12 protein-coding genes are annotated in these 13,997 nt (G+C 51.7%); 11 read left to right on the top strand and 1 reads right to left on the bottom strand.

What is annotated here, in order from left to right; all coding sequences use genetic code 11:
* Positions 1 to 8 precede the first annotated feature (8 nt).
* From atpB to ACS603_RS05415, 8 genes are read left to right on the top strand one after another with little or no spacing between them, the layout of a single operon-like run.
* Complete coding sequence (gene atpB, locus ACS603_RS05450) at positions 9 to 824, top strand: F0F1 ATP synthase subunit A (RefSeq protein ID WP_129994687.1); 816 nt, start codon at positions 9 to 11, stop codon at positions 822 to 824.
* A 49-nt stretch (positions 825 to 873) separates the two neighbouring features.
* Positions 874 to 1,113, top strand: coding sequence for a F0F1 ATP synthase subunit C (atpE, locus tag ACS603_RS05445; RefSeq protein ID WP_000429386.1), 240 nt, complete (start codon positions 874 to 876; stop codon positions 1,111 to 1,113).
* A gap of 48 nt (positions 1,114 to 1,161) precedes the next feature.
* A complete protein-coding gene (gene atpF, locus ACS603_RS05440; protein ID WP_015961084.1) occupies positions 1,162 to 1,632 on the top strand; it encodes a F0F1 ATP synthase subunit B in 471 nt (156 codons plus the stop codon).
* Positions 1,633 to 1,646: 14 nt separating this feature from the next.
* On the top strand, positions 1,647 to 2,180 hold the full coding sequence (atpH, locus tag ACS603_RS05435) for a F0F1 ATP synthase subunit delta (protein WP_182063064.1): 534 nt from the start codon (positions 1,647 to 1,649) through the stop codon (positions 2,178 to 2,180).
* Between the two features lie 12 nt (positions 2,181 to 2,192).
* Positions 2,193 to 3,734: a F0F1 ATP synthase subunit alpha gene (gene atpA / locus ACS603_RS05430; protein WP_014172283.1), complete on the top strand. Its 1,542-nt coding sequence runs from the start codon at positions 2,193 to 2,195 to the stop codon at positions 3,732 to 3,734.
* 50 nt (positions 3,735 to 3,784) lie between these two features.
* A complete protein-coding gene (gene atpG, locus ACS603_RS05425; protein WP_182063065.1) occupies positions 3,785 to 4,648 on the top strand; it encodes a F0F1 ATP synthase subunit gamma in 864 nt (287 codons plus the stop codon).
* Between the two features lie 31 nt (positions 4,649 to 4,679).
* Positions 4,680 to 6,062, top strand: a complete 1,383-nt coding sequence (gene atpD / locus ACS603_RS05420; RefSeq protein WP_014072438.1) for a F0F1 ATP synthase subunit beta — start codon at positions 4,680 to 4,682, stop codon at positions 6,060 to 6,062.
* Between the two features lie 20 nt (positions 6,063 to 6,082).
* Positions 6,083 to 6,502: a F0F1 ATP synthase subunit epsilon gene (locus ACS603_RS05415; protein ID WP_182063066.1), complete on the top strand. Its 420-nt coding sequence runs from the start codon at positions 6,083 to 6,085 to the stop codon at positions 6,500 to 6,502.
* Positions 6,503 to 6,804: 302 nt separating this feature from the next.
* Here the strand turns inward: ACS603_RS05415 and ACS603_RS05410 are convergent, their stop codons facing one another.
* Positions 6,805 to 8,913, bottom strand: coding sequence for a right-handed parallel beta-helix repeat-containing protein (locus ACS603_RS05410; RefSeq protein WP_474943892.1), 2,109 nt, complete (start codon positions 8,911 to 8,913; stop codon positions 6,805 to 6,807).
* Positions 8,914 to 9,257: 344 nt separating this feature from the next.
* Between ACS603_RS05410 and glmU the strand changes: the two genes are divergently transcribed.
* The 3 genes from glmU to pstS all read left to right on the top strand — a co-directional run bounded on the left by glmU (position 9,258) and on the right by pstS (position 13,971).
* Positions 9,258 to 10,625, top strand: a complete 1,368-nt coding sequence (gene glmU / locus ACS603_RS05405; RefSeq protein WP_182063069.1) for a bifunctional UDP-N-acetylglucosamine diphosphorylase/glucosamine-1-phosphate N-acetyltransferase GlmU — start codon at positions 9,258 to 9,260, stop codon at positions 10,623 to 10,625.
* A 154-nt stretch (positions 10,626 to 10,779) separates the two neighbouring features.
* Positions 10,780 to 12,609, top strand: coding sequence for a glutamine--fructose-6-phosphate transaminase (isomerizing) (glmS, locus tag ACS603_RS05400; protein ID WP_182063070.1), 1,830 nt, complete (start codon positions 10,780 to 10,782; stop codon positions 12,607 to 12,609).
* Positions 12,610 to 12,930: 321 nt separating this feature from the next.
* Complete coding sequence (pstS, locus tag ACS603_RS05395; protein WP_014072442.1) at positions 12,931 to 13,971, top strand: phosphate ABC transporter substrate-binding protein PstS; 1,041 nt, start codon at positions 12,931 to 12,933, stop codon at positions 13,969 to 13,971.
* The last annotated feature ends 26 nt before the right edge of the window (positions 13,972 to 13,997 follow it).

Below are 13,997 nucleotides of genomic sequence, written 5' to 3'. Positions count from 1 at the left end.
AAGGCATCATGGCTTCAGAAAATATGACGCCGCAGGATTACATAGGTCACCATCTGAATAACCTTCAGTTGGACCTGCGTACATTCTCGCTGGTCGATCCGCATAACCCCCCGGCCACCTTCTGGACGATCAACATCGACTCCATGTTCTTCTCGGTGGTTTTGGGTCTTCTGTTCCTGGCCATGTTCCGCGGTGTTGCTAAAAGAGCGACCAGCGGTGTTCCAGGGAAATTCCAGACGTTCATCGAAATGATCATCGGCTTTGTCCATGGCAGCGTGAAAGACATGTACCATGGCAAGAGCAAGCTGATTGCTCCGCTGGCCCTGACTGTGTTCGTTTGGGTCTTCCTGATGAACCTGATGGACCTGCTGCCTATCGATTTTATTCCGTGGATCGGCGAGCACGTCCTCGGTCTGCCTGCACTGCGCGTGGTTCCGTCCGCAGACGTGAACATCACTCTGTCGATGGCGCTCGGTGTATTCATCCTGATTCTTTTCTACAGCATCAAAATGAAAGGCGTAAGCGGCTTTGTGAAAGAGCTTACCTTGCAGCCGTTCAACCACTGGGCGTTTATTCCGGTCAACCTGATCCTGGAAGGCGTTAGCCTGCTGTCCAAACCTGTTTCACTGGGTCTGCGACTGTTCGGCAACATGTATGCGGGTGAGCTGATTTTCATTCTGATCGCGGGTCTTCTGCCGTGGTGGTCACAGTGGATTCTTAATGTGCCATGGGCCATTTTCCACATCCTGATCATTACGCTGCAAGCCTTTATCTTCATGGTTCTGACGATTGTCTATCTGTCGATGGCATCTGAAGAGCACTGATTCTTTACCAACACTACTACGTTTTAATTGAAACAAACTGGAGACTGTCATGGAAAACCTGAATATGGATCTGCTGTACATGGCTGCCGCTGTGATGATGGGTCTGGCGGCTATCGGTGCTGCGATCGGTATCGGCATCCTCGGGGGCAAATTCCTGGAAGGCGCAGCGCGTCAACCGGATCTGATTCCTCTGCTGCGTACTCAGTTCTTTATCGTTATGGGTCTGGTGGATGCTATCCCAATGATCGCTGTAGGTCTGGGTCTGTACGTGATGTTTGCTGTCGCGTAGTAGTAGTTTTAAAACCCTAAGCCACAGAAATTAAAGAGGTATTGTGCTGTGAACATGAACGCAACAATCCTCGGCCAGGCCATCGCGTTTATTCTCTTTGTCTGGTTCTGCATGAAGTATGTATGGCCGCCATTAATGGCTGCCATCGAAAAACGTCAGAAAGAAATTGCTGACGGTCTGGCTTCCGCAGAACGCGCTAAGAAAGATTTGGACCTTGCACAGGCCAACGCGACAGACCAGCTGAAAAAAGCGAAAGCTGAAGCTCAGGTAATCATTGAACAGGCTAACAAACGCCGTTCTCAGATCCTGGACGAAGCAAAAGCTGAAGCAGAACAGGAACGTACTAAGATCGTGGCACAAGCTCAGGCTGAAATTGATGCTGAGCGTAAACGTGCTCGTGAAGAACTGCGTAAGCAGGTTGCGATTCTGGCTGTTGCTGGCGCCGAGAAGATCATCGAACGTTCCGTGGATGAAGCTGCTAACAGCGACATCGTGGACAAACTTGTCGCTGAACTGTAAGGAGGGAGGGGCTGATGTCTGAATTTGTTACGGTAGCTCGCCCCTACGCCAAAGCAGCTTTTGACTTTGCTGTCGAACACCAAAATGTCGATCGCTGGCAGAACATGCTGGCGTTTGCCGCTGAGGTGACGAAAAACGAACAAATGGCTGAGTTGCTTTCCGGTGCGTTAGCGCCAGAAACCCTCGCCGCGTCGTTTATCGCCGTGTGCGGGGAGCAACTGGATGCCAACGGCCAGAACCTGATTAAGGTTATGGCTGAGAACGGTCGTCTGCGTGTGCTCCCTGATGTTCTTGAGCAGTTCGAGCACTTACGTGCCCTTAGTGAAGCTACTGCTGAAGTCGAAGTGACTTCTGCAACTGAACTGAGTACCGAACAGCTTTCGAAGATCACTGCTGCGATGGAAAAACGTCTGTCACGCAAAGTTAAGCTGAATTGCAAAATCGATAAGTCTGTAATGGCAGGCGTAATCATCCGTTCGGGTGATATGGTCATTGATGGCAGCGTACGCGGCCGTCTTGAGCGCCTTGCAGACGTCTTGCAGTCTTAAGGGGACTGGAGCATGCAACTGAATTCCACCGAAATCAGCGAACTGATCAAGCAGCGCATTGCTCAGTTCAGTGTTGTGAGTGAAGCTCACAACGAAGGTACTATTGTTTCTGTAAGTGACGGTGTTATCCGCATTCACGGCCTGGCCGATTGTATGCAGGGTGAAATGATTTCCCTGCCGGGTAACCGTTACGCTATCGCACTGAACCTGGAGCGCGACTCCGTAGGTGCAGTTGTGATGGGTCCATACGCTGACCTCGCCGAAGGCATGAAGGTTAAGTGTACGGGTCGTATTCTGGAAGTTCCGGTTGGCCGTGGCCTGCTGGGTCGTGTTGTTAACACCCTGGGTGCGCCAATCGACGGTAAAGGTCCGGTTGAGCACGATGGCTTCTCTCCAATCGAAGTTATCGCACCAGGCGTTATCGACCGTCAGTCCGTTGATCAACCAGTACAGACTGGTTATAAATCCGTTGATGCCATGATCCCAATCGGTCGTGGTCAGCGTGAACTGATCATCGGTGACCGTCAGACCGGTAAAACCGCAATGGCTATCGATGCCATCATCAACCAGCGCGACTCTGGCATCAAATGTGTGTACGTGGCTATCGGCCAGAAAGCGTCCACCATTTCCAACGTTGTTCGCAAACTGGAAGAGCACGGTGCGCTGTCTAACACCATCGTTGTGGTTGCAACCGCTTCTGAATCTGCTGCACTGCAATACCTGGCACCATATGCTGGTTGCGCGATGGGCGAATACTTCCGTGACCGCGGTGAAGATGCACTGATCGTATACGATGACCTGTCTAAACAGGCTGTTGCTTATCGTCAGGTTTCTCTGCTGCTCCGTCGTCCACCTGGACGTGAAGCATTCCCTGGCGACGTATTCTACCTCCACTCTCGTCTGCTGGAGCGTGCTTCCCGCGTTAACGCGGAATACGTCGAGAACTTCACCAAAGGTGAAGTGAAAGGTAAAACTGGTTCACTGACCGCTCTGCCGATCATTGAAACCCAGGCGGGTGACGTTTCTGCGTTCGTTCCGACCAACGTAATTTCCATTACCGATGGTCAGATCTTCCTGGAAACCAACCTGTTTAACTCCGGTATTCGTCCGGCAGTTAACCCGGGTATCTCCGTATCTCGTGTTGGTGGTGCAGCTCAGACCAAGATCATCAAGAAACTGTCCGGTGGTATCCGTACCGCTCTGGCACAGTATCGTGAACTGGCAGCGTTCTCTCAGTTCGCGTCCGATCTGGATGAAGCTACCCGTAAACAGCTGAGCCACGGTCAGAAAGTGACCGAGCTGCTGAAACAGAAACAGTATGCCCCTATGTCTGTTGCACAACAGGGCCTGGTGCTGTTCGCGGCTGAACGCGGTTACCTCGAAGATGTGGAACTGGCGAAAATCGGTAGCTTCGAAGCCGCTCTGTTGGCTTACGTTGACCGTGATCACGCTCCGCTGATGCAAGAGATCAACCAGTCCGGTGGCTATAACGACGAAATCGAAGGCAAGCTGAAAGCTATCCTCGATTCCTTCAAAGCAACCCAGTCCTGGTAACGTCCGGCGGCTTGTCTTAGGACAGGCCGCAAGGCATTGAGGAGAAGCTCATGGCCGGCGCAAAAGAGATACGTAGTAAGATCGCAAGCGTCCAGAACACGCAGAAGATCACTAAAGCGATGGAGATGGTCGCCGCTTCCAAAATGCGTAAATCGCAGGATCGCATGGCGGCCAGCCGTCCTTATGCAGAAACCATGCGCAAAGTGATTGGTCACCTTGCAAACGGTAATCTGGAATATAAGCACCCTTACCTGGAAGAACGCGAAGTTAAACGCGTGGGCTACCTGGTGGTGTCGACCGACCGTGGTCTGTGTGGCGGCTTGAACATTAACCTGTTCAAAAAACTGCTGGCGGATATGAAAGCATGGTCCGAAAAAGGCGTTCAGAGCGATATCGCGATGATCGGCTCCAAGGGCGTGTCTTTCTTTAACTCCGTTGGTGGCAATATTGTCGCTCAGGTGACCGGTATGGGTGATAACCCATCTCTGTCCGAACTGATCGGCCCGGTTAAAGTGATGTTGCAGGCCTATGATGAAGGCCGTCTGGACAGACTGTACGTTGTCAGCAACAAATTTATTAACACCATGTCTCAGGTTCCTACTCTCACTCAGATGTTGCCTTTACCGGCATCAGAAGATGACGATATGAAGCGTAAAACCTGGGATTACCTGTATGAACCCGATCCGAAACCGCTGTTGGATACTCTGCTGCGTCGTTATGTCGAATCTCAGGTTTATCAGGGCGTTGTAGAAAACCTGGCCAGCGAGCAAGCCGCACGTATGGTGGCGATGAAAGCCGCGACCGATAATGGCGGCAGCCTGATTAAAGAGCTGCAGTTGGTTTACAACAAAGCTCGTCAGGCCAGCATTACTCAGGAACTCACCGAGATTGTCTCGGGGGCCGCCGCGGTTTAACCAGGTTTACGAATTACGTAGAGGATTCAAGATGGCTACTGGAAAGATTGTCCAGGTAATCGGCGCCGTGGTGGACGTCGAGTTCCCTCAGGACGCCGTACCGCGCGTGTACGATGCGCTTGAGGTACAGAATGGTAACGAGAGCCTGGTGCTGGAAGTTCAGCAGCAGCTCGGCGGCGGTATCGTGCGTACCATCGCCATGGGTTCTTCCGACGGTCTGCGTCGTGGTCTGGAAGTTAAAGACCTTGAGCACCCGATCGAAGTTCCTGTAGGTAAAGCAACACTGGGTCGTATCATGAACGTATTGGGTCACCCAATCGACATGAAAGGCGACATCGGTGAAGAAGAGCGTTGGGCTATCCACCGTGCAGCACCTTCCTACGAAGAGCTGTCCAGCTCTCAGGAACTGCTGGAAACCGGTATCAAAGTTATCGACCTGATGTGTCCGTTTGCGAAGGGCGGTAAAGTTGGTCTGTTCGGTGGTGCGGGTGTTGGTAAAACCGTAAACATGATGGAGCTGATCCGTAACATCGCGATCGAACACTCCGGTTACTCCGTGTTTGCAGGTGTTGGTGAGCGTACTCGTGAGGGTAACGACTTCTACCACGAAATGACTGACTCCAACGTTCTGGACAAAGTATCCCTGGTTTACGGTCAGATGAACGAGCCACCAGGAAACCGTCTGCGCGTTGCGCTGACTGGCCTGACTATGGCTGAGAAATTCCGTGACGAAGGCCGTGACGTTCTGCTGTTCGTTGATAACATCTACCGTTATACCCTGGCCGGTACTGAAGTATCAGCACTGCTGGGTCGTATGCCTTCAGCGGTAGGTTATCAGCCAACTCTGGCAGAAGAGATGGGTGTTCTTCAGGAACGTATCACCTCTACCAAAACCGGTTCTATCACCTCCGTTCAGGCGGTATACGTACCTGCGGATGACTTGACTGACCCATCTCCAGCAACCACCTTTGCGCACCTTGATGCAACCGTGGTACTGAGCCGTCAGATCGCGTCTCTGGGTATCTACCCAGCCGTTGACCCGCTGGACTCCACCAGCCGTCAGCTGGATCCACTGGTTGTTGGTCAGGAACACTACGACACTGCGCGTGGCGTACAGTCCCTGCTGCAACGTTACCAGGAACTGAAAGACATCATCGCCATCCTGGGTATGGATGAACTGTCTGAAGAAGACAAACTGGTGGTAGCACGCGCTCGTAAGATCCAGCGCTTCCTGTCCCAGCCGTTCTTCGTTGCGGAAGTATTCACCGGTTCTCCGGGTAAATACGTTTCCCTGAAAGACACCATCCGTGGCTTTAAAGGCATCATGGAAGGCGAATACGATCACCTGCCAGAGCAGGCGTTCTACATGGTTGGTTCCATCGACGAAGCCGTGGAAAAAGCCAAAAAACTTTAACGCCTTAATCGGAGGGTGATATGGCAATGACTTACCACCTGGACGTCGTCAGCGCAGAGGAACAAATGTTCTCTGGTCTGGTCGAGAAAATCCAGGTAACGGGTAGTGAAGGCGAACTGGGTATCTTCCCAGGTCACGCACCGCTGCTCACCGCCATTAAGCCTGGTATGATCCGCATCGTTAAACAGTTCGGTCATGAAGAGTTTATCTATCTGTCCGGCGGCATTATTGAAGTGCAGCCTGGCAGTGTGACCGTTCTGGCCGATACCGCTATCCGTGGCCAGGATCTCGACGAAGCGCGAGCCCTGGAATCGAAGCGTAAGGCTGAAGAGCACATTAGCAGCTCTCATGGTGACGTGGATTACGCTCAGGCGTCTGCGGAACTGGCCAAAGCGATCGCGAAACTGCGCGTTATCGAGTTGACCAAAAAAGCGATGTAACACCGGCTTGAAAAGCACAAAAGCCAGTCTGGTTTCAGACTGGCTTTTTTTATGGTTTCGTTTCAGTAAAAGTGAAACTGAAAAGCTGTTTTATTATTTTGTGATTTACATCACAAAAATCTTGATCGGCTAAAAAATGAGGCGTAGACTCCTTTTTTGTGAAGTGTGTCACAAAATAAACCTCAATAATTCAGGATGCCATCATGAAACTGGTCAACAAAATCATCGCTCTTTTCAGCAACATGAACGTCTCTTTCGGTACGTTCAACCACTAATACGCTGAATGCCGAGTGGCGCCACGCTTACCGTTGTGTGATAAGCGAAGCGCCATCTGGCAGAATTTCTCCACTGCCGTTCACGCTCTTCCCTTTCACGATAAAATAGTTCGACTTATCAATATTTCCCACCACCGCATCGTCATATAAACCTTGTTGCGTCCGCACCGATTTATTCCCGCTAAACACTCCCTGGGTTGATGTATCACCGTATGGGCTGGGCCGGAAGATGAAGTTAAAGCGCAGATTGTCCACCGCGACGTTATTGGCCACCACCAGCGCACCCGGATTGAAGTTGTCAGTAAAACCATCCAGATGATTGCCAATGGCCTTACTGTTGTGAACCTCATGTGCAACCGGCTGCCCTTCGCCGCCAAGTTTGAAACCGTTGCTGGTGTTATTGCGGGCAATTGAATTCTCGATCACCACAACACCGTTAGCACCGTCCTCAATCTTGTTAAACAGGTCAAAGCCGTCATCGACGTTGTCATGGGAATAGCAGTTTTCCAGGCGATTCCCCTCACCTACGCGCATTTTGACGGCAAATCCATCAGCGTTAATTTTCCCCGGATCCTCATTGGCGTACGATTCTGAATCAATTATCCGGTTGTAGCTGGCCCACAGGGGGCGACCAATATTTTCCGGGGAGGAAATTTGGATCCCGGTATCGTCATTGCGGTAAGCCGTGACGTTTTCGATGAGGTTATGGCTACCCTGTACCCGAAGGCTTTTATCCGTTATCTCAATGCCGTTGATATGCCAATAGCTCGCGTCCACCAGCAAACCCTTTATCACCGCTTTGCCGTCCGCCTGTAACGTTTTCACCTTATCCGGGTTGCCGCTGGCTGAAAGGGGGATTGCGCTGCGCGGATACTCGCCTGCCTGCAAAACGATTTTCCCACCCTCAGGGAGCAGATTAATGGCGGTATTTAAATCCATCGGCGCGCTTTTACTGCCTTCTGCACCAGCTTTCCCCTCCGGCGAGGCATAGAGCGTTGTTGTCGCGTTGTCTGCGAGTTTTTCCACGCTGAATTGGGTTGCTACCGGGGATGCGTTCTCTGTGCTGGTGGGGGTGAAGGTAAGACGAAAATCATTCTTTTCCCCCAGTGTGGCGGGCTGCGTGTACATATCCCCCGCTTTCACCGGTTTATCGTTACCGATCACCACTTCATTTTGCCAGACGCTGAAAACGCCATCGTAGTTAGCGCGTGCCTGTACCCGATACTGCGCAGAGGTGCTCTGGCTGCCGGAGGCAAGTTGCACCACAACAGGCTGAGCTTTGGCCTGCCAGGGGGCAGATTCAAGGGTATGTGCCGGCGATGTGGTAAGCGATGCACCCGTGACGGTGATTTTTGCGTTGCGGGAGGCGAAGAACCCGACGTAATAATGAGCGTTTTCCTGTACCGAGATCAGGTCTGCGCGAGGCACGCTCTGGCTCACCCATTCATCGCTACCTGCGGGCGCCCAGGAGGTAATAAACCCGCTGTTGGTGCGTTCAAGCCTGAGGCGGAATTCTGGCGTTTGCTGTAAATCCACCTCCTCTTTATAACTCTGCTTCTTAATTTCGGCTCCTGCATCTCCCCACGGATGCGAGATCCCTTCACGCGTAATGGTTTGCAGTTTTACCCGGTGATGATCTTTTTTGTCCTGCGTCATGATGGCATTCATCACCAGGTTAGATGCTGCAGGAAACTCTTCATAGCCCGCTTTCAGCGGCTGTTGGCGCGCTACGCCTATGATGTCGCGCACCAGCAGCCCGGCACCTTCCTGCGCGGCCGGTTTGGCTCCGTTTTCCGGGCCAAACTGATCCACTTTGACGGTGGCCTGTAAGACAAAGTTTTCCCCTGAAGGAAGCGTGGTATAGAAAAAGGTCAGCCCGTCGTGGGAGTTCGCTATTTTCCCGCCCCGGCTTTCAATCGTGACAGGTTTCGACAAATCAACGGCATCCTGTGGGGTGAGTTTTTTCCCGCCGAGGGTGACATCGTTTACGCCGATTTTGTCTGGCAGTACGTTTGAGGCAAAATTCATGTCCGTTGACTGCCCGAAAGCTATCGCTTTCCAGACATGCTCAGCCTCTGCGGCCGAAGCGGTGAAGGTGCTACACATCATTAGAGCCAGAGGTATTTTATAGTTCATCTTATTCTCCTGAGTAATAATTGAGCGTCATTATCATAAAGATGAAACGGCGTTTCTTTTTTCTCTGTCACATTATTCGATTATTAAAACCATGTTTTGATTTTGACTTATCTTTATTCATGAGGCGAAAGAATAGCTAAGCTGTTGTGAGAGCTTGCGACTTACCGCGAGAATGCTATTTTCAAGAGAAAAAGTGATTTACTCTGCCCTAAAAAGTATCCTCAAATAGCCCGTAAAGCCCTGGGTTGAGCGTTTTAACAGCATTCCATTTTATGGCGCAAAATATGTAGAATTTTCAACGTCAAAGGGTTTTACTTCTCACTCAAATTACAGTCAGGACGCGTATGTTGAACAATACGATGAGCGTGGTCATCCTTGCCGCAGGTAAAGGCACCCGCATGTATTCCGATCTTCCGAAGGTGCTGCACACCCTGGCAGGAAAGCCTATGGTGCAGCATGTCATTGATGCCGCTAATGATCTCGGTGCCCGCAAGGTACACCTGGTTTACGGCCACGGCGGCGATCTGCTAAAGCAAACGCTGCGTGATGACAAACTCAACTGGGTACTTCAGGCTGAACAACTGGGCACTGGTCATGCGATGCAGCAGGCTGCCCCGTTCTTCGCGGATGACGAAGACATTCTGATGCTTTACGGCGATGTTCCGCTGATTACCGTCGACACCCTGACTCGCCTGCGTGAAGCGAAACCGCAGGGCGGTATTGGTTTGTTAACCGTCGTACTGGACGATCCGAGCGGCTATGGCCGAATTACCCGTGAAAATGGCAACGTAACGGGTATTGTTGAGCATAAAGATGCCAGCGACGCCCAGCGTCAGATCCAGGAAATCAACACCGGCATCCTGATTGCCAACGGCGCAGATATGAAACGCTGGCTGTCGAAACTGACCAACAACAACGCGCAGGGTGAGTATTACATCACGGATATTATTGCCCTGGCGTACCATGAAGGCCGTGAGATTGCCGCTGTACACCCGGCTCGTATCAGCGAAACCGATGGTGTAAACAACCGCCTGCAACTTTCCCGCCTGGAGCGTATTTACCAGTCAGAACAGGCGGAAAAACTGCTGCTGGCAGGCGTTATGCTGAGCGATCCAGCGCGTTTTGATCTGCGCGGCACCCTGGCTCACGGGCGCGATGTTGAGATTGATACTAACGTTATCCTTGAAGGCAACGTGACCCTTGGCCATGGCGTCAAAATTGGCACGGGTTGCGTGATTAAAAACAGCGTCATTGGTGATAACTGCGAAATCAGCCCATACAGTGTGGTAGAAGATGCCCATCTGGAAGCGGCGTGCACCATTGGTCCGTTTACGCGCCTGCGCCCTGGCGCTGAGCTGCTGGAAGGCGCGCACGTGGGTAACTTCGTCGAAATGAAAAAAGCGCGGCTGGGTAAAGGCTCTAAAGCCGGTCATTTGACCTATCTGGGCGATGCGGAGATTGGCGATAACGTGAATATTGGTGCAGGAACGATCACCTGTAACTACGACGGTGCTAATAAGTTTAAAACCATCATTGGTGATGATGTGTTTGTCGGCTCTGATACGCAGCTGGTGGCGCCTGTTACCGTTGGTAATGGCGTAACTATTGCCGCAGGAACGACTGTCACGCGTGATGTGGCCGATAACGAGCTGGTGTTAAGCCGTGTGCCGCAGGTTCACAAGCAGGGCTGGAAACGCCCGGTGAAGAAGTAACAGATTTTCGGGACGAGGGGATAATATAATCCCCCTCCCATAAGCAGTACCCATAAATATAACCCCACTCTCTACAAGGCTCGGGGCGCCCGAAAAGGGCAACAACAGGTCAGCGACAACGCATGGCATAGCGCCATAATCAGGAAATCTAACTATGTGTGGAATTGTTGGAGCAGTTGCGCAGCGTGATATTGCTGAAATCCTTCTCGAAGGTTTACGTCGTCTGGAATACCGTGGCTATGACTCTGCTGGTCTGGCTGTGGTGGATGCGGAAGGTCAAATGACCCGTTTGCGTCGTCTGGGTAAAGTGCAGATCCTGGCGCAAGCGGCGGAAGAACACCCACTGCACGGCGGTACCGGTATTGCGCATACTCGCTGGGCGACGCATGGCGAACCCTCCGAAGGTAACGCACACCCGCATGTGTCTGAACACATTGTGGTGGTGCATAACGGCATTATCGAAAACCACGAACCACTCCGTGAAATGCTGAAAACACGCGGTTATACCTTCGTGTCTGAAACCGACACCGAAGTTATTGCTCACCTGGTTCACTGGGAACTGGAACAGGGCGGCACGCTGCGTGATGCGGTGCTGCGTGCTATTCCTCAGCTGCGCGGTGCATACGGGACGGTTATCATGGATTCCCGTGACCCGAGCACACTGCTTGCTGCACGCTCCGGTAGCCCAATGGTTATCGGCCTTGGCATGGGTGAAAACTTCATCGCATCCGATCAGCTGGCACTGCTGCCAGTGACCCGTCGCTTTATCTTCCTGGAAGAGGGCGATATCGCTGAAGTGACGCGCCGTTCCGTGTCTATCTTTGATAAAGCCGGTACGCAGATCAATCGCCAGGAAATTGAATCCAACCTGCAATACGACGCAGGCGATAAAGGCGCTTACCGTCACTACATGCAGAAAGAGATTTACGAGCAGCCGAACGCCATCAAAAACACCCTGACCGGGCGTATTAGCCACGGCGTGGTGGATTTGAGCGAATTGGGCGACAAGGCGAACGAGCTGCTGTCGAAGGTTGAGCATATTCAGATCGTGGCCTGCGGCACCTCCTACAACTCCGGTATGGTCTCTCGCTACTGGTTTGAATCGCTGGCGGATGTGCCATGCGATGTGGAAATCGCGTCTGAATTCCGCTACCGCAAATCCGCAGTGCGCCGTAACAGCCTGATGATCACCCTTTCCCAGTCTGGCGAAACAGCCGATACCCTGGCGGCGCTGCGTCTGTCCAAAGAGCTGGGCTATCTTGGCTCTCTGGCGATTTGTAACGTGCCGGGATCTTCTCTGGTACGCGAATCCGATCTTGCGCTGATGACCAACGCGGGCACGGAAATTGGTGTCGCATCGACGAAAGCCTTCACTACGCAGCTGACAGTGCTGCTAATGCTGGTGGCAAAACTGGCGCGTCTGAAAGGGCTGGATGCCGCTGTTGAGCAGAACATTGTTCATGGTTTGCAGGCTTTGCCGAGCCGTATTGAGCAGATGCTGTCTCAGGACAAACGTATTGAGCAGCTTGCGGAAGATTTCTCTGACAAACATCACGCGCTGTTCCTGGGGCGTGGCGATCAGTATCCGATTGCGCTGGAAGGCGCGCTGAAGCTGAAAGAAATCTCGTACATCCACGCAGAAGCCTATGCGGCAGGTGAGCTGAAACACGGCCCTCTGGCGCTGATTGATGCGGATATGCCGGTTATCGTCGTTGCGCCAAACAACGAACTGCTGGAAAAACTGAAGTCCAACATTGAAGAAGTGCGCGCCCGTGGCGGTGTACTGTACGTCTTTGCTGATAAGGATGCCGGTTTCACCAGCAACGACAACATGCACATCATCGAGATGCCGCATGTGGAAGAGGTGATTGCACCTATCTTCTACACCGTTCCGCTGCAATTACTGGCTTATCACGTTGCGCTTATCAAAGGCACCGACGTTGACCAGCCACGTAACCTGGCGAAATCTGTGACGGTTGAATAATCATCTCAGGCTCCACCTTCGGGTGGAGCTTTTTTACCCTTCCTGGTTTGTTTTTAATCAACTCTTTCCCATTTTTATTTATGACAATCTGTCATCTTCAGCTACTTTTTTCAGTGTCACATAAAGAAAATATCACTGAAAACATACTGTCATGTTTGTGGCTATCTAATTGATACGTTTGATAATTTTTACTGACTTTTAAGTCAAACTTTCGTTGTCATAAAACTGTCATAATTCGTACATTTATCTGTCACCTGTTTGTCCTATTTTGCTCATCGTAGCCACTAAACAACGATTTACGAAAATCTTGCAGGAGACATTATGAAAGTTATGCGTACCACTGTCGCAACTGTTGTCGCCGCGACCTTATCTCTGAGCGCTTTCTCTGTATTCGCAGAGGCAAGCCTGACTGGTGCCGGTGCAACCTTCCCTGCGCCGGTGTATGCCAAATGGGCAGATACCTACCAGAAAGAAACGGGTAACAAGGTTAACTACCAGGGTATCGGCTCCTCCGGTGGCGTTAAACAAATTACCGCTAACACCGTTGATTTCGGCGCATCAGATGCTCCACTGACTGATGAAAAACTGGCTCAGGAAGGCCTGTTCCAGTTCCCTACCGTTATCGGTGGTGTGGTTCTGGCCATCAACCTGCCGGGCGTGAAGTCTGGTGAGCTGGTGCTGGACGGCAAAACACTGGGTGACATCTACCTGGGCAAAATCAAAAAATGGGATGACGAAGCCATTGCTAAACTCAACCCAGGCCTGAAACTGCCTTCTCAGAACATCGCTGTGGTTCGCCGCGCAGATGGTTCTGGTACCTCTTTCGTCTTCACCAGTTACCTGGCGAAAGTGAACGAAGAGTGGAAATCTAAAGTCGGTTCTGGCTCTACCGTTAACTGGCCAACCGGTTTGGGCGGTAAAGGTAACGACGGTATCGCGGCATTCGTACAGCGTCTGCCAGGCTCTATCGGTTATGTAGAATACGCTTACGCTAAGCAGAACAACCTGGCTTACACCAAGCTGCTGTCTGCTGACGGCAAGCCAGTAAGCCCGACTGAAGAGAACTTTGCTAACGCTGCTAAAGGCGCTGACTGGAGCAAATCCTTTGCACAGGATCTGACTAACCAGAAAGGCGAAGGCGCATGGCCAATCACCTCTACCACGTTCATTCTGGTTCACAAAGAGCAGAAGAAACCTGAGCAAGGTACTGAAGTGCTGAAGTTCTTCGACTGGGCATACAAAAACGGCAACAAACAGGCTAACGACCTGGATTACGCCAGCCTGCCGGATAGCGTGGTTGAGCAGATTCGTGCTGCATGGAAGACCAACGTAAAAGACAGCAGCGGTAAGGCATTGTATTAATTTAGCATTCTGACGAAAATGGCGGG

It is taken from the genome of Enterobacter sp. Li2LvB3, assembly GCF_056156645.1.
The sequence above is the reverse complement of the archived record's forward strand: the minus strand, read 5'-3'. Positions and strand labels throughout refer to the sequence as shown.

Excerpts from the sequence above, each read along its gene's own strand:
- glmS (WP_182063070.1), top strand. The coding sequence starts at position 10,780 with ATGTGTGGAATTGTTGGAGCAGTTGCGCAGCGTGATATTGCTGAAATC.
- pstS (WP_014072442.1), top strand. The coding sequence starts at position 12,931 with ATGAAAGTTATGCGTACCACTGTCGCAACTGTTGTCGCCGCGACCTTA.
- ACS603_RS05410 (WP_474943892.1), bottom strand. The coding sequence starts at position 8,913 with ATGAACTATAAAATACCTCTGGCTCTAATGATGTGTAGCACCTTCACC.
- atpE (WP_000429386.1), top strand. The coding sequence starts at position 874 with ATGGAAAACCTGAATATGGATCTGCTGTACATGGCTGCCGCTGTGATG.
- ACS603_RS05415 (WP_182063066.1), top strand. The coding sequence starts at position 6,083 with ATGGCAATGACTTACCACCTGGACGTCGTCAGCGCAGAGGAACAAATG.
- atpB (WP_129994687.1), top strand. The coding sequence starts at position 9 with ATGGCTTCAGAAAATATGACGCCGCAGGATTACATAGGTCACCATCTG.
- atpA (WP_014172283.1), top strand. The coding sequence starts at position 2,193 with ATGCAACTGAATTCCACCGAAATCAGCGAACTGATCAAGCAGCGCATT.
- glmU (WP_182063069.1), top strand. The coding sequence starts at position 9,258 with ATGTTGAACAATACGATGAGCGTGGTCATCCTTGCCGCAGGTAAAGGC.
- atpG (WP_182063065.1), top strand. The coding sequence starts at position 3,785 with ATGGCCGGCGCAAAAGAGATACGTAGTAAGATCGCAAGCGTCCAGAAC.
- atpH (WP_182063064.1), top strand. The coding sequence starts at position 1,647 with ATGTCTGAATTTGTTACGGTAGCTCGCCCCTACGCCAAAGCAGCTTTT.
- atpD (WP_014072438.1), top strand. The coding sequence starts at position 4,680 with ATGGCTACTGGAAAGATTGTCCAGGTAATCGGCGCCGTGGTGGACGTC.